A 16,631-nucleotide genomic window follows, 5' to 3' on the forward strand; every position below is an offset into this window, starting at 1 on the left:
AATAAGATTAACCTTGACGTTTCCTTTTAATGCTGAACCCTTTAAAATTTGAAGCCCGAAAACTTATTCCCATTTACTGCATGGTGATCTGTAGTTTTAGTAGCCTATTACTTTTTGCTCTTCAACCTAAAAAAGCACCGCTTTTAATTCCAAACGAAAAGGTCTTTCCCGAAAAAGTTCAAAGTTTGCAAAGCTCGTATTGGGGACTAAACTTCCTCTACATTGGCCCTGATAAAGACAGCATTTATATCCATAAAGAAAGCTATTTCCCAGAGCTTAGAAAGCGCAGCAGTTCCTTAATGAACAACCGGCTAAAAGAAGCAGCGCAAAATGAAATCGAATTTCAAGTTTTAAATCATCAAATCATTAAAATAGCAATCTCCCAAAAGGCTTTGTACTTTCCTGAAAAGCAAGAACAGCAAAGTCCTGCCTACCCTATCTTAATCCGGAACTTATCTCCAGACAGCATTCGCATTGGTCTAAATCACTATTTACGAGTGCAGCTCGAAATGATCGAAAATGAGAATTGGATACCGCTAAATCGATTCAACACCTTTGGATGTGGAGTAGGCATAGGTCAAATCGCTCTGGGTCCAGGAGAAATAGCTATCAGTGCACTACCTCTCTATGAGAACCTTAAACCCGGTAGATACAGACTCCACATGGAGCCAAATCTTCACAGCAATAGTTTTGAAATTCTATGAAAAATTTAATAATGATTTTCTTGGCAATTCTATGCCAGACCGCCTGGAGTCAATGTGAAATTGAGGAGATAGACTTCATAACTTTTAAGTACAGTCACTCCATGCGAGGTCCGAACAATTACAGCAGTATTAAAATATCACCCAATAAACCTGGAGATATTGGGATTCATTATTCGAAATTTTATTACTTAAATAGCCCTGATTCTGACCCCTATGAGGAAGGCCTTAAGCCTGCGATAATTGACAGTGCCTTCTATGTTGACAGTGCGGGTTTTGGGGAAATCCTTAAACAGGTAGCGCTTCTTGAAAACCTCAACTTGGATTTAGCCGCTACCTTCGGCTTTGATGGTGATACTTGGTCCATCGAATTTGGCAATAGTACCCAATCCTTCAAATACTCCTTCTGGAGTCCAAAATCCCATAGCGATGAAAGGGGTTTAGAAAACTTTATAGCCCTTTGTGAAAACATCATGGCTCTATCGGAATTAAAACCGAAGAAGATTTTTTAATGCTAAAAGCTTCAAGCAGATATTTAATTAGCTTCTGCATAAGTAGTCTTCCTCTTTGCGCGCTGCAGGCTCAAACTAGAGAAGAAATACTCCATTATGATTTCTGGGGTCGATACGACACGGCCTACGTAGACACACTAAGAAGTTTTTCTCAGACATGTATCAATGTATCTAAACTCCCTCCAAAGTTCTACAAGCTAATTCAATTGGTTGAAATTGGAATCGACTCCCCTTCAATTGACACAATCTCTCCAGAGATCAAGAACTTCACGAAATTAGAAAGCCTAAGTCTTACAAAAAGTAAAATTCGCAGTCTTCCTCCTGAAAGAAGGCACCTTCAGAGATTAAAAAATCTGAATCTTGGATGCAATCAATTAGATTCTCTTCCCAGTGAGATTGGTGAACTTCAAAATTTGGAACACCTTGATTTGTTTCGAAATAATATCACGAGTTTACCCAGCAGCATCCGTAACTTAAAAAAGCTCAAGAGATTAAACTTGATTGAAAACCCTATTAGTCAGGAAGAAAGAAAGCGCATCCGCAGATTGCTGCCAAAATGCGACATTCGATTTGAATATTAAATGAAAAAGCGCTACAAAATTCTCTTAGGCCTCTTTACATTTTGGTTACTAGGCATGCTTATTCCTCAGAACCTAAAAATGCCCGTGAAGGGAGCCAGCCCAGCGGATTATAATTCAGAATCTTTCTGGTATTATCCCTGGGGCAAATCAGTAACCCATAAAGGAGTAGACATCTTTGCCAAGGAAGGCACCGAATTGCAAGGCGCCACTAGTGGTCTGGTATTGTATTCGGGTGAAATCCGCATGGGAGGTAAAGTCATTTTAATTTTAGGACCCAAATGGCGCCTGCACTACTACGCCCATTTAGCCGATATTGACGAGAAGCTTGGTGCTTTTATCTCAGGCGGAAAAAAGATAGGCACGGTTGGAAGCACTGGCAATGCCGCCGGCAAAGCTCCGCATTTACATTACAGCATCTTCACTCTAACACCATATCCCTGGCGAATTGACGATGCTCCTCAAGGCTGGCGAAAAATGTTCTACCTTAATCCTATCGATTATTTAAGTAGCAAGCCTTAATGCCTAAGTCCATTTCAATTCGAGAGCTAAAAGCGGAGGAGTCCGAATGGAAAGATCTCATTCACTTGCGGGAAGAGATATTACGTCAGCCTCCCGCCTTGCCCTTTAGCCCGGAAGAACTGGAAGAAGAAAAAAAGCACTTCCATTTTGGATTATACGAAGCGGATCTCTTATCTGGCACCGCTGCCCTGGTTCAGGAAGGAAAACACTACAAGATGCAAAGGGTGGCTATTCGCGCCGATCGTCAAAGTCAGGGACTAGGCACTGCCTTAATGCGCTATTGCGAAAGCTGGATTCTCAATCGCGGAGGCAACAGGGTGTATTGTCATGCTCGGGATACTGCCGTTAATTTCTACATGCAACAAGGCTTTCAAGCGGAAGGTAACTATTTTGATGAAGATCATATTCCGCATTTGAAGATGTTTAAAAAGCTCCCCTAAATTTTGGCTTAATTTCGCCTCTAAATCATCATTTCCGCATGACCTTATTTCTTCGCTCTTTCATTTGTTTTCTAGCTCTGAATTCAATCTCCCTCCGAGGACAAAATATTTTACTGGAATCACGACTCATTGAAGACCTTTCCAAAACCCCCATCTATTCACGCCTCAGCGAAACGATCGATGGCCAAACCCAATGGAAAAAGGAATACCGGTATTTAGACTCCATTGAAATCTATAGCATCAGCTACCTCAGCGATGGCCTTAAAGTTAATGGGCTGCTGGTAAAGCCAAAAGCGGATGGCAAATACCCCTGTATCATCTTCAATCGGGGCGGAAATCGCAATAGCGGCAGTTTAAAAATCGCTCATGGCGCCACTTTATTGGGGCAAATGGCTAGCCAAGGTTATGTGGTTATTGCCAGTCAATATCGCGGTAATGCCGGTGGCGAAGGACAAGAAGAATTTGGCGGAGCCGATGTAAATGACGTTTTAATCCTCCCTCAAGTGCTACAGGAAATTCCCGAGGCCGACACTTCTGCCATAGGTCTTTTTGGTTGGAGTCGAGGCGGCATGATGACCTATCGCGCCTTGAGCGAAGGCATGAAGGTTAAAGCTGCGGTTGTAGGCGGAGCCTTGGCCGATATGCCCGCCAATATTGAAGATCGTCCAGAAATGGAAAAGGGTGTAATCGCGGAATTAGTCCCCAATTACGAAGCAAATAAAGAGGCTGAATTGCAAAAAAGATCGGCTGTTTACTGGCCAGAGAAATTCCCAAAAGACGTACCCCTACTAATGCTACACGGCAATGCCGATTGGCGGGTGAAAGCCGATCAAAGCCTAAGACTAGCCCTTTTACTTGACCAGGAAAGAGTACCCTACCGATTAATGATCTACGAAGGTGGAGATCATGGAATTTCGGAATTCCGGGAAGAAGTAAGTGCCGAGGTAATTGCCTGGTTCGATCGCTTTCTCAAGAATGGAGAAGCCTTACCCAATATGAAGTATCACGGTCGTTAGGAATTATTCCCAATCCCAGCAAGCTAACCACATTACCGGACGATTCGACTCGATGCTTTGGGTTTGGAAGACTACATCAGGTCCACCTAAATCATGGCCGAGTAGGTAGAGCTTGCCCTTGCGCCAAAATAAAGCGGTGGCATAGTCCGTACCTTCTGCCCCACCCACTAAAGCTCGTTTGAGCTCTCCGCGCTTGCTTTCTTCGATCACAAAAAAATCTGTGCTCCCTTTAACCTGATAACTTATTTCAGTTGCGCCTTTCCGACTACTAAAAGTGCCACCATAGCCATGCCCATAGAGCAATAGATTTTTTTGGTCTTTCCATTCCATCCCAAATGGATAGCTGGAGCGACCTGCACTGCGATGGTACCAGGCTAAATCTCCATCCCTTTGAAGTTTACCTACTGCAAGTCGCGAAAATATACTCCCCGCAAAATAGATCCGATGCCACCAATCGACCCGCAATTCATTGACAACCGTTTGCCCATGTTGATCTGCAGTATCGGTAATGGCTCCGTTTAACCACTTGAGTTCACCCTCTTCATTCCATTTTGCAACAAAAGCTTTATGGGTTTCATGGCGAAGATTATATTCCTTTTCTTCAATCTTCAAATGTTCGGCATAAGACCCTCCGGCATAAATATGCCCCCAACCATCCAATGCAATCGTTATTAAATTAGAGCGTCCTGCTGAATCTCCCGCTCGTAACCATTTCTGCTGAAAATTCGCATCGTACTTCATCAGCAACCAATTACGAATAATTTCATTTTGCTCGCGGTACATATAATTGCCGGCCAACACCACTTCCCCTTCTTCTGTCAAAGCCATAGCCGAAGCATTGCTATGGGGCAGCTTTCCATAAAAAGTAGCCTGTTGAAAAACCCCATTCGAGTCTAGCTTAGCCAGGTACAAACCGCGATATAATTTTGGGTCGATCTTAATGCTATCTAATTGCCCATTAGTCGACATAAATACCAAATCAGAACTCCAAACCTCCCCACAGATATAAACCGAAGATTCGGCATCCACCTTTAAATCATGGAGTCGAGCCTGGCCGGACACCCGCACAGTCCACAATAAATCACCCTTCTCACTGAACTTCTGAACGAATGGAAAATTTGCGAAAGTTTCTCGAAAGGGACGACGCGGCATTTCGTAGACCGTATCCAAGCAATCTAAAGTTGTTTGAAAAGTCCCGCCAGTATAGATATTACCCTTTTCATCCACATCTAAGCTGGTACTTAAAAAACCATAAGAACGATTGTACTTAAACCAAAGGGGATCCTGGCGAAGATTAGGGCTTTCAGGAGCCAGGTCTTGGGCAGAGAGTCCAAAAGCATAAAGCCCGATGAAGAATAAGAAGGGTATTTTCATGTGATTAAATGTAGCAAATCGACTCAGGCTCAAAGGTCTTTAAGACTAATTTAATACCAGGCCCCTTTGAATTATGTATTTTCCACAAGTGAAAAATCTAAGCTTCCTTTTACTAAGCCTAAGTCTATGGTCCTGCCAAAACGACTTAGCTCCAGAAGAAATGGAATGCACCGATCGGAGCTTTCCTCCTGACAGCAGTATTGAGCGATACCAAGCAAATCAGGGAGCCCTCCTCGACTTAGATTTTGATAAGAAAATTGCCCCAGAATATTTACAAAGCGATTATCAGATTTTAAGCTTAATGCTGAAAGAGGCTAATCCAAATTTGTATCGCTATCGCAGCCAGTCTGCCATGGACAGCTTTTTTGATGCTCAAATTTGCGCCTTGTCGGATTCCGCATATTATTTGGAATTTATCCGCAGTCTTGCCAAAACCTTCAATTTTATGGCCTGCGGACACAGTGGCTGGTCGCATCGAAACAGCTATTTCCCCTATCGAGATAGCAGCCTAAAGCTCTTACCCTTAGATTTAAAAATAGAAGGAAATCAATACTTCATTCAGGAGAATTTCTCGGAAAATCCCATTCTGGCAAAGGGCATGGAGATTATCAAAATCAATGGCCGCAGTCCTAGTGAAATTAACCATTTGCTTAGCCAGCACATGTATAAGGATGGACAATCTGCCCCGGAAGCGCGACAAGAAATTGAAAAGTACTTTCGGAACGCCTATTCCAATTTCATTGAAAACCCGGAGCACTTTGAAATCCAAGTTCGTCATCCCAAGGGCTTGCAGGAACTGTATCTTAATGCCCTTGCTAAAGGAGAGATTGATTCCATTCAAAAAGCCCGAGAACCCATAAGTTCCAAGCCTTCCAAATTTTTGGAATTCCAAAGTTGGCCCTCTAAAAATATGGCTTATTATCGCATTGGTTGGTTTAGAAATGAAGGTATTGAAGCGATGGGGCAAAACTTTAATCACTTTACCGACTCCATATTTGCAGCCATCGCGATGGAAGGCCTGGACACTTTAATCATCGATCTCCGCGGGAATACCGGCGGCTGGACTGCCAATGGCAAAAAACTCCTATCCTATCTGCTAAATGAACCTCACAGCTATATTGATGATGTGCGATTCAAAAAACTGGGGAATTTTAGTTTTCAGGAATTAATCCTATCGGATCAGGGCCTAAATGATACCATGCAATTTACGCTGGGCTCAGACAGCCTTTGGACCTGGACCAATTACCCTTCCCTCGAAGTTCAGCCTGCAGAGAGCAATAGCTTTCAAGGTCAGGTGATTATCCTGATCGATGAATGGACCCGCTCAGCTGCGGGCATCTTCTCCTCTTTAGCGAGGGAATACAGCAATGCCCTTTTTATCGGTCCCGAAAATGCTTGTGCCCGAGGAGGCCAGGGAGGCATGGTGATGGTCGCCCAATTACCCTGGACCGGAGTAACAGTTCACTTCAGCACGGCCAAATACAACCTGAGCATTGATCCCCAAAAAGTCGCAAGAGGCATAAATTCAGACTACGCAAACCTGGAACAATGGACAAGGCTTCATCCCCAATCTTCACTAGCCGAGATCTGGAAAGCGGAAGTAGGAGACTCGATGATCCATTAGCTGGAAATTCAATACTCGACTAAGTTCTAAACCCGCGGTCAAAGCGCTAATTAAGTTCCTTAAAAACCTACATTTAAGGAAATGACCGACCCATGTTTAAAGACAAAATTTTGCCCGTACTACTGGCTGGTATCTGGATCAATCTCAGTGAGTTTTTTCGCAATGAATTCCTCTTAAAATCCGAATGGCAGGCCCATTATCAAAGTTTGGGCCTGGAATTCCCTGCCGAGCCTATCAATGGAGCAATATGGGGCATTTGGGGCTTTCTCTTCGCCCTTGCGATATCGGCGCTTAGCCGAAAATTCAGCTTCAGGGAATGCCTGCTTTGGGCCTGGCTCATGGGCTTTGCATTGATGTGGCTGGTTACCGGAAATATGTTGGTATTACCACTGGGAATTTTGATTTATGCTATTCCTCTGAGCTTAGTGGAAGTGGCAGTAGCAATTTGGATTTTTAAAACTTTGCAGAAATAGCGATTTAACCGCTATCTAAAGTCAATAGATATGTATTCTCAAAAAATACTTAGCCTACTCTTCATTTTGAGTGCTTGTTCCAATTTGCAACCTCAGCAAGGAAACTGTCAACAATTTGAATTGCAGGGTAAAATCTCCTCAAAGGAACTAAACCTGGCCTTATCCGGAGAATTGGAAATATGGCAAAACCGAAGCTTACTCAAGGAAAGCCAAGTAGATCCATCTGGAGAATATCGTTTGCTGCTTGAAAATGTAGATCGAAAGCAGCCCCTGGAATTGCGATTTAAACCGGTTAATGCGATTGCCGCAAATCCTGCGGATTACAGTTCAGGTGCTGACTTTTACTCAAGCGATGGATTTGGGGAGTACTGCGATTATGAGGAACACTTTTGGCTACAAGTGGAATCCTGTTCCATGCAATTTGATTTGGAACTAGACTCCTGCACTATATACAGTATGGAAAGTGATCATTAAGAGCGAAATGTATTTCTAAATTTAAGCCCCGGAAAACCGGGGCTTTTTTTTATTCTGGCTTTAGTAAAAATCAAGATAGTTAGTCTGAAAAACCCGTACCACTGCAACCTAAAAACTATCCCCAAAAAGAGCAAGGCGAGAAGATTTGGCTAGACATCTAAAAGCAGAATTAGCTCACTCCAAGTCTATCTCGCCACCTACTTGGCATAACTATTATTCTTAAGCCTGCCCTCCAATTCCACTACCTGCTTCTGGATATCCCCCAATAATCCCCTCTCGATAGAAACGATATCGTATTTACAAAGCCTACCTAAGAGCTCGAGCACATCGCCGGTTTTAGATTCCGAATCCAAGGCCAATAGCTGATCGACGGTAGATTTGGTGAATTCTGTATACACATCATGAAACTCGTATATACTGGATATCAACTGAATGGTGGAGATATTCAATTCCTGAAAGACCCCACTAATCTTGGCACTTTCATAAATGGTTTCAGATAAGCGCACCGTACCCACTCCATTCCAGGATGGCAGTTTATTATGATTGATTTTGGGATTACCATAATAGGGCAATCTAAAGTCTTGCTCCCCCAAACCTTGCAAGGCGCTGTCTAGTTCCAGGGCTAATTGCTCATGATAGGCAATTGCCGATTCCAAGATTCTTGCATTGGCCTTCATCTCGGCAATAATTTGCTCCAAAGCATTGCGAGTATTGGCATCAACCTTCTCCTGATTACTCTTCTCACTAAGGTAAAAACCCAGGAAAACCCCGAAGGCTACAATCAGTAATTCCAGAATGTATTTGAGGATAGATTTCAGATAGCGCTTGAACATGCCTTAGGAGTAATGTTTAGTGGTCATCAATTTAAGACTATCTCTTACATCTAAAACAGAAAGGCCTGGATAATGCCTTGATTTTTAAAGCCCTTTAACCCATCGCCCGCCACAATAGCAAATGACCATTCGCATATACCCGCTCTTTGCTTTACTAACAAAAATTAGACACCCAAAACTCACCCCACTTTCCCCCACCACCAAAAACAGAGCATTAATCCTTATTTTACAGGCATTTAACACAATTCACCTAAAGTGTTTTTCGTTTCAAGTGGGGAAACTTATCCACATATTGGCACTTAGTGGGAAATTGTGGGGCAAAGTTTCTATTTTTGAATCAAGAAGTGGAGAAAAGCTAAAATGCTGAATCTGATAGGAGTACATGAGTGTAAAATGGATGCGAAAGGTCGCGTGGGAATCCCCAGTGGCCTTAAGAAGCAGCTTTTACCCCTACTCGATCAGGGCTTTGTTTTAAAGCGCAGCGTTTTTCAGCCCTGCCTCGAGCTCTACCCCATGCAAGAATGGGAAGGCACCATGGCTAAGGTGAATCGCCTGAACCGCTTCGTGAAAAAGAATAATGATTTCATCCGCCGCTTTACCGCCGGTGTTAAGCTGGTTGAAGTGGATGGCAGCGGCCGTATTAATGTTCCCAATGACCTCATCGCCTTCAGTAATCTGAAAAGCGATATCGTGCTTTCCGCCTCGGTGGGCACTATCGAAATTTGGGATAAGGCCGCCTACGAAGCCACTATCAATGATCCTGAGATCGACTTTGGTCAATTGGCTGAAGACGTAATGGGCGGCCTTAATGAGGAGGCAGATGGATTATCATAAACCCGTTCTTTTACATGAGAGTGTTGATCTGATGTCGATCCGCGAGGATGGCGTCTATGCCGACCTCACTTTTGGCGGCGGTGGACACAGCCAGGAAATTTTGAATCGCCTTGGTCCTAATGGCAAATTATTCGCCTTCGACCAGGATCCCGATGCCAAAAACAATGTTCCCAATGATCCCCGCTTCACCCTAATCGAATCCAATTTTCGTCATCTCAAGAAAATGCTGCGCATGCATGGCGCCCGCAAGGTAGATGGCATTTTAGGGGACTTCGGCATTTCCTCCCACCAAATTGATGAAGGCAGCCGCGGCTTTAGCCTACGCTACGAAGCCCCTTTGGATATGCGCATGAATCCCGATCGGGCATTTAGCGCCAAAGAGGTCCTTAATCAATACGGAGAGAAGCAATTACGAGATCTCTTTTTCCGCTATGGCGAGATTCGATCGGCCGGTGCATTAAGCAGGGCCATTCTGCAAGCCCGCCCCCTCGAAACCACTTTCGACTTAGTGCGTGTTGCCGAAGGCTTTGCGCCTCGCAATAAAAGAGGACAGTTTTTAGCCCAGGTATTTCAAGCCATCCGCATTGAGGTAAACGAAGAGCTTTTGGTGATTGAAGAAATGCTCCAACAAGCCCCGGAAGTGTTGAGTCCCAGAGGTCGATTGGTATGCATCAGCTACCATAGCCTTGAAGATCGCTTGGTGAAGAATTTCTTCCGCACCGGAAATTTTGAAGGTCAACCTGAAAAGGATTTTTACGGAAATCTGATTCGCCCTCTCGAACCTGTAACCCGCAAACCCATCGCCCCCGAGGCGAACGAAATAAACGAAAACCCCAGAGCCCGCAGTGCTAAGCTGCGTGCCGCCGAACTACTCATTAAGAATGACTGAGCCCAAGCAAAATACTGGCAATCGCCTGAGCACTTTGCTAACTGGCCGCTTCTTGGTAAACCCCAAGGTGCTGCAGCAGTGGCCCTTCATTCTATTCCTCTGTGTGCTGGCTCTAATCATGACCGCCAGCAGCCATAGTGCCGAGCGCAAGGTGCATCGCATTGCCCGACTGCGCACCGACATGAAAGAACTACACTCCCAGTTTATCGATACCCGCTCCCGCCTGATGAGCGAGAGCATGGAAACCAAAGTACTGGCGCGCGTAGAAGAGGCTGGGCTCCCGCTGCGTAAAAGCGAGTTGCCGCCCCTAATTATCAAAAAGCAGGAGGACGAATAGTTGCAAGAGCAAAAATCCATATTAAGCAGGGCATTTGTGGTATTCATTCCACTGGGGCTCCTGACCCTCGCTATTTTCGGTAAGCTGATTAGCATTCAGTTTATCGAAGGTCCTGCTCTGCGCCAAAAAGCCGAAAATGAGGTGATCCGTGAGATGGACATCCAGGCAGAACGCGGCAATATTTACAGTGCTGACGGCAAGCTCCTTGCTACCTCCATGCCGGTTTATGATTTACACTTCGATCCGGTAACTGTTAAAGAAGAGCTCTTCTTCGATAAAATCGACTCCCTTTCCCTTGCCTTAGCAAATTTTCCAGGACAACGCAGCTCCGCAGGCTGGCGATCCTATTTGGTAAGCGCCCGCCAAAAGGGCAATCGCTACCTGGCTTTAGCCGACAAACTTAGCTATACCGAACTCAAGCTTATTAGTAGCTACCCCATTTTCGAGGAAGGCACCTACCGCGGAGGCCTGGTAATTGAGCAGGAAAACCATCGCAAAATGCCCCTGGGCAAAATCGCGGAACGCACTATTGGTCGAGAGCGTAAAAATGTTGCCACCGGCTTGGAAGGCGCCTATGCCAGCTACCTGCGTGGCAAAGACGGCAAACGCCTGAAGCAGAAAATTGGCAATGGCAACTGGAAACCACTTAATGACCTCAATGAAATTGAGCCTATCAATGGCTACGACCTGGTAAGCACTATCGACACCCGTATGCAGGATATCGCGCACCATGCCCTCCTGAACATGCTCGAAAAACAAGAGGCTGACCACGGATGCGCGGTAGTGATGGAAGTAAAAACTGGTGCTATTAAAGCGATTGCCAATCTGGGTCGCACCGATATGGGCACCTATTTTGAGAAACGAAATTATGCCGTTTGGGAGAGCACCGAACCTGGCTCCACCTTTAAACTAGCCTCTGTTTTAGCGCTATTCGAAGATGGCTACGCCGACACCAGCTCTCCGGTGGATACCGAAAATGGGGTTTACGAATACCTCGACAGTAAAATCAAAGACAGTAATGGTAAGGGATATGGCAAAACCACCCTTAAAGTGGCCTTTGAGAAATCGAGCAATGTGGGCATCGCCAAAACCGTAATCGACCATTACGAAAATCAACCTCAGCGATTTATCGATCGCCTGTACAGCATTGGTCTGGATCGCGAACTAGGCCTACCCATTAAAGGAGAAGGCAAGCCCCGTATCCCCAAGCCCAGCGACGCAGACTGGAGTGGCATTTCCCTGCCCTGGATTTCCTTTGGCTATCAGGTAAGCTTTACCCCATTACAAATCCTCAGCCTCTACAATGCCGTGGCGAATGACGGTATTATGGTGCGCCCTCGCTTTTTAGCCAGCGTACAAGAACATGGTCGCGAAGTAGAACAAATGGAAACCGAGGTTTTAAATCCTGCCATTTGCTCTCCCGAAACTCTACAGAAACTCCAAGCCCTATTGCAAGGGGTGGTGGAAGATGGCACCGCTCGCGCCGGAGCTTACTCGGTTTGTACTATGGCTGGAAAAACCGGCACCTGCCAATTGAATTACTGGAAAGAGGGCACCAAAGAATATCAAGCTTCTTTCGCAGGATACTTCCCCGCCGAAGACCCACAGTACTCCTGTATTGTAGTGGTAAATAAACCGAAATACGACTATTACGGCTCCAATGTAGCTTTTCCGGTTTTCCGTGAAATCGCCGAACGAATTTTCCAAAACACCCCTCTGGAAGTTGAGGCCAATGAAAGACCCTTACTCGCCCTTCTCGACCAGAAACCAGCAGAAAGACAAGCCGAAGCATTGGCCTTTGAACCCAAAGAAGGCAAGGAAATCCCTGACTTAAGCGGCCTGAATGGCATGGAGCTTTTAAGTCGACTCGAAAACGCCGGCTTCAAGGTAAATGTACGTGGCCTGGGTAAGGTGTATTGGCAATATCCTCCCGCAGGAAGCCTCCTCACCAAAGATCAACTGATAGAATTAAAACTGCAATGAAACTACTAAAAGACCTGCTTTATGGAGTTCCACTTACCGAGCGCTCGGGCAGCACCCAGGTAGCGGTAAGCAAAGTTTGCTTCGACTCTCGCGAGGTGAGCAAAGGCGCCCTTTTTGTCGCAGTAAGAGGAACTCAAGTAGATGGCCATCAGTTTATCGACAAAGCCATTGAACTGGGAGCCGCCGCCATTGTAGCTGAAGAAATTCCTGAAGAACCCAAAGAGAATATTTGCTTCATCGGTGTAAAAGACAGCAGCCTAGCCCTGGCTCTGATTGCCGCCAACTTCTACGATCAACCCTCCGAAAAATTACAATTAGTAGGCATTACCGGTACCAATGGCAAAACCACCACCGCCACCCTACTCTATAATTTATTTAGCCTCTTAGGCTCCAAATCCGGATTACTATCAACCGTAAAGGTGTGTGTAGGTAAAGAAGAATTTCCCGCTACCCACACCACTCCGGATCCGGTACAGATTAACCGCTACCTCGACCAAATGGTAAAGGCCGGTTGTAAGTACTGCTTTATGGAAGCCAGTAGTCACGGCATCGTACAAAATCGTACCGCCGGACTCCATTTTGCTGGTGCGGTATTCACCAATATCAGTCACGATCACCTCGATTATCACGGTAATTTCGAGAACTATATCAAGGCCAAGAAGAAGCTTTTTGATGATCTGCCCAAGCAGGCCTTTATGCTCACCAATGCCGATGACCGCCATGGCGAAACTATGACCCTGCATAGCAAAGCCAAGGTGTATCGCTATGCCTTAAAAAATGATGCTGATTACAAGGGCCGCATTTTAGAACATCAGCTTAATGGCATGCTTCTGCGCTTAGGTCAGCAAGAAGTATGGACTAAGCTTATTGGCGATTTCAATGCCTACAACCTATTAGCTATTTACAGTGTAGCCCTTTGCCTGGAGAAAGATCCCTTACAGGTGGCCACCGCTATTAGTAGCCTGAAATCGGTTGCCGGTCGTTTCCAATATCTGCAAAAGCAAGAGCTCACCACCATTGTGGATTATGCACATACGCCTGACGCCCTGGAAAATGTTTTAAAAACCATTGCCAGCATCCGCAGTAATAATGAGAAGGTAATTACTGTAGTAGGTTGCGGCGGAAATCGTGATGCCGCCAAACGCCCTTTAATGGCACGTATCGCCAGCGAAATGTCGGATCAGGTAATTCTCACTTCCGACAACCCTCGTTTCGAAGACCCCGAAGCCATTATCGAAGAAATGGAAAAGGGCATCGAAATGCACCTCAGTCATAAAGTTTTAAAAATCACCGATCGCAAGCAAGCGATTCGGACCGCCATACAATTAGGTCAAAGTAAAGACCTCATCCTCATTGCCGGAAAAGGGCATGAGACCTATCAAGAAATTAAAGGCGAGCGCTTTCCCTTCGACGACTTAGCTATTGCCCGTGAAACCCTAGATCAAAAATATCCGGACTAATGCTGTACTACCTCTTCGAATACCTCAACCAAGCTTATGACCTGCCCGGAGCCGGTGTATTCCAATACATTACCTTCCGCGCGGCTGCCGCATTAATCAGCTCCCTAATCATTTGTTTGCTTTTCGGCAAAAGCCTGATTGGACTCTTACAACGCAAGCAGGTAGGCGAAAGCATTCGCGATTTAGGACTGGAAGGACAGAGCGAAAAAGCCGGCACCCCAACCATGGGTGGCTTGATCATATTATTGGGAATCCTCGTTCCGACCTTGCTTTTTGCCAAGCTCGAAAACATTTACATCCTCATGCTACTCATCACCACAGTTTGGATGGGCGCCGTGGGATTCCTGGATGACTATATCAAAGTATTCCGTAAAAACAAAAAAGGTTTACCCGGAAAATTCAAGGTAGTAGGTCAGGTTGGCCTGGGCATTATTGTAGGCGGCATGCTCTACTTTAATGACGGTGTAACCATCAAAAATCGTGAGGCCACTGCTCAAGTTTACGAGACCGCCGAAGGTCAGAGGGTACAAAGTTTACCGGTTTATGGTGAAGCTGAAAAATCACTAAAAACCACCATCCCCTTTGTAAAGAACAATGAATTCGATTACAGCAGCTTAATTTCCTGGATGGGTGACTGGACCAAGGATTATGGCTGGTTCCTTTTCATTCCGATAGTAATCTTCATCATTACCGCAGTTTCCAATGGCGCTAACCTTACTGATGGAATTGATGGTCTGGCCACGGGTACTTCCGCCATTATTGGCATTGCCTTGGGCATCTTCGCCTATGTATCGGGTAGTATCATTTTCGCGGACTACCTCAATATTATGTACATCCCCAATACGGGTGAGCTGGTAATCTTTATCGCCGCCTTTGTGGGAGCCTGCATCGGATTCCTTTGGTATAATACCCACCCCGCTCAAGTATTTATGGGCGACACCGGCAGCTTAACCCTGGGAGGTATTATCGCGGTATTCGCTATCGCCATTCGCAAAGAACTTTTAATCCCCATTATCTGCGGAATCTTCCTGGTAGAGAACCTCTCGGTAATTATTCAGGTAAGCTATTTCAAGCGTACCAAAAAGAAATACGGTGAAGGTCGTCGCATCTTCCTGATGTCTCCCCTGCACCATCATTACCAAAAGAAAGGATTCCACGAAAGTAAGATCGTAACCCGCTTTTGGATTGTGGGCATTTTCCTGGCAGTACTATCCTTTGTAACTCTCAAACTTCGCTAGTGAACCGCAACTTAAACATAGTAGTTTTAGGCGGTGGTGAAAGCGGCTTGGGAGCAGCCAAACTGGCGCAAAAGCTCGGGCATAGCGTGCTCTTAAGTGATCGCTCTAGCCTTTCGGCTGAAAATCGCCAGGCCCTAATAGAGTCTAAAATTGACTTTGAGGAAGGTCAGCATTCTGAGGATCGCATCCTGGGAGCCGACCTCATTATTAAGTCACCCGGAATTCCCGAAAAGGCCCCCTTAATTCAGAAGATCCGCACTGCCCAAATCGAGCTAATCTCCGAAATCGAATTTGCCGCGCGCCATTGCCAGGGAACCATCATTGCCATTACCGGCACCAATGGTAAAACCACAGTAACCAGCATGGTTCATCACCTTCTGGAAACCGCTGGAGAGAATGTGGCCTTAGTAGGAAATATCGGTACCAGCTTCGCCGGATCCTTAGCCGAAGGCGACCACGATTACTATGCCTTGGAAGTAAGCAGCTTTCAGCTGGATGACATCATTCACTTTAAGCCGCATATCGCCATCCTCACCAATATTACTCCCGATCACTTAGATCGCTACAACAATTCGGTAGATGAATACGCTGCGGCCAAGCTGCGAATAACCGAAAATCAGGATGAAAAAGACCATTTCATCTACTGCGCAGACGATGTCCTGACCAACAAATACCTTCAGGAATACCCCCTCCGCGCTCAGCAATGGCAATTGTCTTTGGAGCAAACCGTAGACAATGGCGCTCAAATCAATTCAGACGGAATTCTACAAATCATAATAAACCAGCAATTAGATATGGACATTAATGAACTGGCCTTACAAGGCAAGCACAACACCTACAACAGCATGGCTTCCGGTGTAGCCGGACGCTTATTAAACATTCGTAAAGAAGCTATCCGCGAAAGCCTGGCTTCCTTCGAAAGCATTGAGCACCGCCTCGAATCAGTACTGCAGATTTACGGTATTGAATTCATCAACGACTCTAAAGCTACCAATGTAAACTCTACCTGGTACGCATTAGAAAGCATGCAAAAACCCACCATTTGGATTGCTGGTGGAGTTGATAAAGGAAACGACTACAGCCAATTGGCCAAATTAGTGGGCGAGAAGGTGAAAGCTTTAATCTGCTTGGGAACGGATAACAGCAAATTACACGCTGCCTTCGAAGGTTTAGCTCCTATGGTAATTGATGCGGCCGACATGGACGAAGCGGTGCGCATGGCCTATAAAATGGGCGACAAGGGCGACGCTGTATTACTGAGCCCTGCCTGTGCCAGTTTCGACCTTTTTGAGAACTACGAAGACCGTGGTCGTCAATTTAAAAATGCCGTTCGTCAATTGTAA

18 protein-coding genes are annotated in these 16,631 nt (G+C 45.5%); 16 read left to right on the forward strand and 2 right to left on the reverse strand.

Annotated elements, in window-relative coordinates; genetic code table 11:
- The first annotated feature begins 29 nt into the window (after positions 1–29).
- From ACO05P_RS09910 to ACO05P_RS09935, 6 genes are read left to right on the forward strand one after another with little or no spacing between them, the layout of a single operon-like run.
- A complete protein-coding gene (locus ACO05P_RS09910; RefSeq protein ID WP_421750518.1) occupies positions 30–704 on the forward strand; it encodes a hypothetical protein in 675 nt (224 codons plus the stop codon).
- Between the two features lie 11 nt (positions 705–715).
- The gene (locus tag ACO05P_RS09915; RefSeq protein WP_421750519.1) at positions 716–1,213 is read left to right on the forward strand and encodes a hypothetical protein; all 498 of its coding nucleotides are present in this window, start codon (positions 716–718) and stop codon (positions 1,211–1,213) included.
- Positions 1,213–1,794, forward strand: a complete 582-nt coding sequence (locus tag ACO05P_RS09920) for a leucine-rich repeat domain-containing protein (RefSeq protein WP_421750521.1) — start codon at positions 1,213–1,215, stop codon at positions 1,792–1,794. The genes ACO05P_RS09915 and ACO05P_RS09920 overlap by 1 nt, the downstream gene beginning before the upstream one ends.
- Entirely contained in the window at positions 1,795–2,313 is a 519-nt protein-coding gene (locus ACO05P_RS09925) for a M23 family metallopeptidase (protein WP_421750522.1), read from the forward strand.
- Positions 2,313–2,753, forward strand: coding sequence for a GNAT family N-acetyltransferase (locus tag ACO05P_RS09930; protein WP_421750523.1), 441 nt, complete (start codon positions 2,313–2,315; stop codon positions 2,751–2,753). Before ACO05P_RS09925 ends, ACO05P_RS09930 begins: the two co-directional genes overlap by 1 nt.
- Positions 2,754–2,791: 38 nt before the next feature.
- Positions 2,792–3,769 carry an alpha/beta hydrolase family protein gene (locus ACO05P_RS09935; protein ID WP_421750524.1) on the forward strand — a complete coding sequence of 326 codons (978 nt, stop codon included), beginning with the start codon at positions 2,792–2,794 and terminating at the stop codon, positions 3,767–3,769.
- A gap of 3 nt (positions 3,770–3,772) precedes the next feature.
- Here the strand turns inward: ACO05P_RS09935 and ACO05P_RS09940 are convergent, their stop codons facing one another.
- Entirely contained in the window at positions 3,773–5,143 is a 1,371-nt protein-coding gene (locus tag ACO05P_RS09940; RefSeq protein WP_421750525.1) for a hypothetical protein, read from the reverse strand.
- 73 nt (positions 5,144–5,216) lie between these two features.
- Between ACO05P_RS09940 and ACO05P_RS09945 the strand changes: the two genes are divergently transcribed.
- The 3 genes from ACO05P_RS09945 to ACO05P_RS09955 all read left to right on the forward strand — a co-directional run bounded on the left by ACO05P_RS09945 (position 5,217) and on the right by ACO05P_RS09955 (position 7,714).
- Positions 5,217–6,767: a S41 family peptidase gene (locus tag ACO05P_RS09945; protein ID WP_421750526.1), complete on the forward strand. Its 1,551-nt coding sequence runs from the start codon at positions 5,217–5,219 to the stop codon at positions 6,765–6,767.
- A gap of 92 nt (positions 6,768–6,859) precedes the next feature.
- Complete coding sequence (locus tag ACO05P_RS09950; RefSeq protein ID WP_421750527.1) at positions 6,860–7,240, forward strand: hypothetical protein; 381 nt, start codon at positions 6,860–6,862, stop codon at positions 7,238–7,240.
- A 30-nt stretch (positions 7,241–7,270) separates the two neighbouring features.
- On the forward strand, positions 7,271–7,714 hold the full coding sequence (locus ACO05P_RS09955) for a hypothetical protein (RefSeq protein WP_421750528.1): 444 nt from the start codon (positions 7,271–7,273) through the stop codon (positions 7,712–7,714).
- 197 nt (positions 7,715–7,911) lie between these two features.
- On the opposite strand, the gene ACO05P_RS09960 is transcribed toward ACO05P_RS09955, so the two are convergent.
- Positions 7,912–8,547 carry a hypothetical protein gene (locus tag ACO05P_RS09960; protein WP_421750529.1) on the reverse strand — a complete coding sequence of 212 codons (636 nt, stop codon included), beginning with the start codon at positions 8,545–8,547 and terminating at the stop codon, positions 7,912–7,914.
- A gap of 360 nt (positions 8,548–8,907) precedes the next feature.
- Between ACO05P_RS09960 and ACO05P_RS09965 the strand changes: the two genes are divergently transcribed.
- The 7 genes from ACO05P_RS09965 to murD are packed head-to-tail and all read left to right on the forward strand — an operon-like array spanning position 8,908 to position 16,631.
- Positions 8,908–9,381, forward strand: coding sequence for a division/cell wall cluster transcriptional repressor MraZ (locus tag ACO05P_RS09965; RefSeq protein ID WP_421750530.1), 474 nt, complete (start codon positions 8,908–8,910; stop codon positions 9,379–9,381).
- Positions 9,368–10,270: a 16S rRNA (cytosine(1402)-N(4))-methyltransferase RsmH gene (gene rsmH, locus ACO05P_RS09970; RefSeq protein ID WP_421750531.1), complete on the forward strand. Its 903-nt coding sequence runs from the start codon at positions 9,368–9,370 to the stop codon at positions 10,268–10,270. Before ACO05P_RS09965 ends, rsmH begins: the two co-directional genes overlap by 14 nt.
- Positions 10,263–10,607, forward strand: a complete 345-nt coding sequence (locus ACO05P_RS09975; protein WP_421750532.1) for an FtsL-like putative cell division protein — start codon at positions 10,263–10,265, stop codon at positions 10,605–10,607. The genes rsmH and ACO05P_RS09975 overlap by 8 nt, the downstream gene beginning before the upstream one ends.
- Positions 10,608–12,590 (forward strand): penicillin-binding protein, encoded by a 1,983-nt coding sequence (locus tag ACO05P_RS09980; protein ID WP_421750533.1) that lies wholly within the window; start codon positions 10,608–10,610, stop codon positions 12,588–12,590.
- Positions 12,587–14,050, forward strand: a complete 1,464-nt coding sequence (locus ACO05P_RS09985) for a UDP-N-acetylmuramoyl-L-alanyl-D-glutamate--2,6-diaminopimelate ligase (RefSeq protein ID WP_421750534.1) — start codon at positions 12,587–12,589, stop codon at positions 14,048–14,050. The genes ACO05P_RS09980 and ACO05P_RS09985 overlap by 4 nt, the downstream gene beginning before the upstream one ends.
- The gene (gene mraY, locus ACO05P_RS09990; RefSeq protein ID WP_421750536.1) at positions 14,050–15,288 is read left to right on the forward strand and encodes a phospho-N-acetylmuramoyl-pentapeptide-transferase; all 1,239 of its coding nucleotides are present in this window, start codon (positions 14,050–14,052) and stop codon (positions 15,286–15,288) included. Before ACO05P_RS09985 ends, mraY begins: the two co-directional genes overlap by 1 nt.
- Positions 15,288–16,631, forward strand: coding sequence for a UDP-N-acetylmuramoyl-L-alanine--D-glutamate ligase (murD, locus tag ACO05P_RS09995; RefSeq protein ID WP_421750537.1), 1,344 nt, complete (start codon positions 15,288–15,290; stop codon positions 16,629–16,631). Before mraY ends, murD begins: the two co-directional genes overlap by 1 nt.

This window comes from Croceimicrobium sp. (genome assembly GCF_965228705.1).
GTDB lineage: Bacteria > Bacteroidota > Bacteroidia > Flavobacteriales > Schleiferiaceae > Croceimicrobium.

Coding starts and splice junctions, on each gene's coding strand:
- ACO05P_RS09945 (WP_421750526.1), top strand. CDS start 5,217: ATGTATTTTCCACAAGTGAAAAATCTAAGCTTCCTTTTACTAAGCCTA.
- ACO05P_RS09910 (WP_421750518.1), top strand. CDS start 30: ATGCTGAACCCTTTAAAATTTGAAGCCCGAAAACTTATTCCCATTTAC.
- ACO05P_RS09925 (WP_421750522.1), top strand. CDS start 1,795: ATGAAAAAGCGCTACAAAATTCTCTTAGGCCTCTTTACATTTTGGTTA.
- ACO05P_RS09930 (WP_421750523.1), top strand. CDS start 2,313: ATGCCTAAGTCCATTTCAATTCGAGAGCTAAAAGCGGAGGAGTCCGAA.
- rsmH (WP_421750531.1), top strand. CDS start 9,368: ATGGATTATCATAAACCCGTTCTTTTACATGAGAGTGTTGATCTGATG.
- ACO05P_RS09960 (WP_421750529.1), bottom strand. CDS start 8,547: ATGTTCAAGCGCTATCTGAAATCTATCCTCAAATACATTCTGGAATTA.
- ACO05P_RS09915 (WP_421750519.1), top strand. CDS start 716: ATGATTTTCTTGGCAATTCTATGCCAGACCGCCTGGAGTCAATGTGAA.
- ACO05P_RS09935 (WP_421750524.1), top strand. CDS start 2,792: ATGACCTTATTTCTTCGCTCTTTCATTTGTTTTCTAGCTCTGAATTCA.
- ACO05P_RS09955 (WP_421750528.1), top strand. CDS start 7,271: ATGTATTCTCAAAAAATACTTAGCCTACTCTTCATTTTGAGTGCTTGT.
- ACO05P_RS09965 (WP_421750530.1), top strand. CDS start 8,908: ATGCTGAATCTGATAGGAGTACATGAGTGTAAAATGGATGCGAAAGGT.
- ACO05P_RS09940 (WP_421750525.1), bottom strand. CDS start 5,143: ATGAAAATACCCTTCTTATTCTTCATCGGGCTTTATGCTTTTGGACTC.
- ACO05P_RS09975 (WP_421750532.1), top strand. CDS start 10,263: ATGACTGAGCCCAAGCAAAATACTGGCAATCGCCTGAGCACTTTGCTA.
- ACO05P_RS09985 (WP_421750534.1), top strand. CDS start 12,587: ATGAAACTACTAAAAGACCTGCTTTATGGAGTTCCACTTACCGAGCGC.
- ACO05P_RS09950 (WP_421750527.1), top strand. CDS start 6,860: ATGTTTAAAGACAAAATTTTGCCCGTACTACTGGCTGGTATCTGGATC.
- ACO05P_RS09920 (WP_421750521.1), top strand. CDS start 1,213: ATGCTAAAAGCTTCAAGCAGATATTTAATTAGCTTCTGCATAAGTAGT.
- mraY (WP_421750536.1), top strand. CDS start 14,050: ATGCTGTACTACCTCTTCGAATACCTCAACCAAGCTTATGACCTGCCC.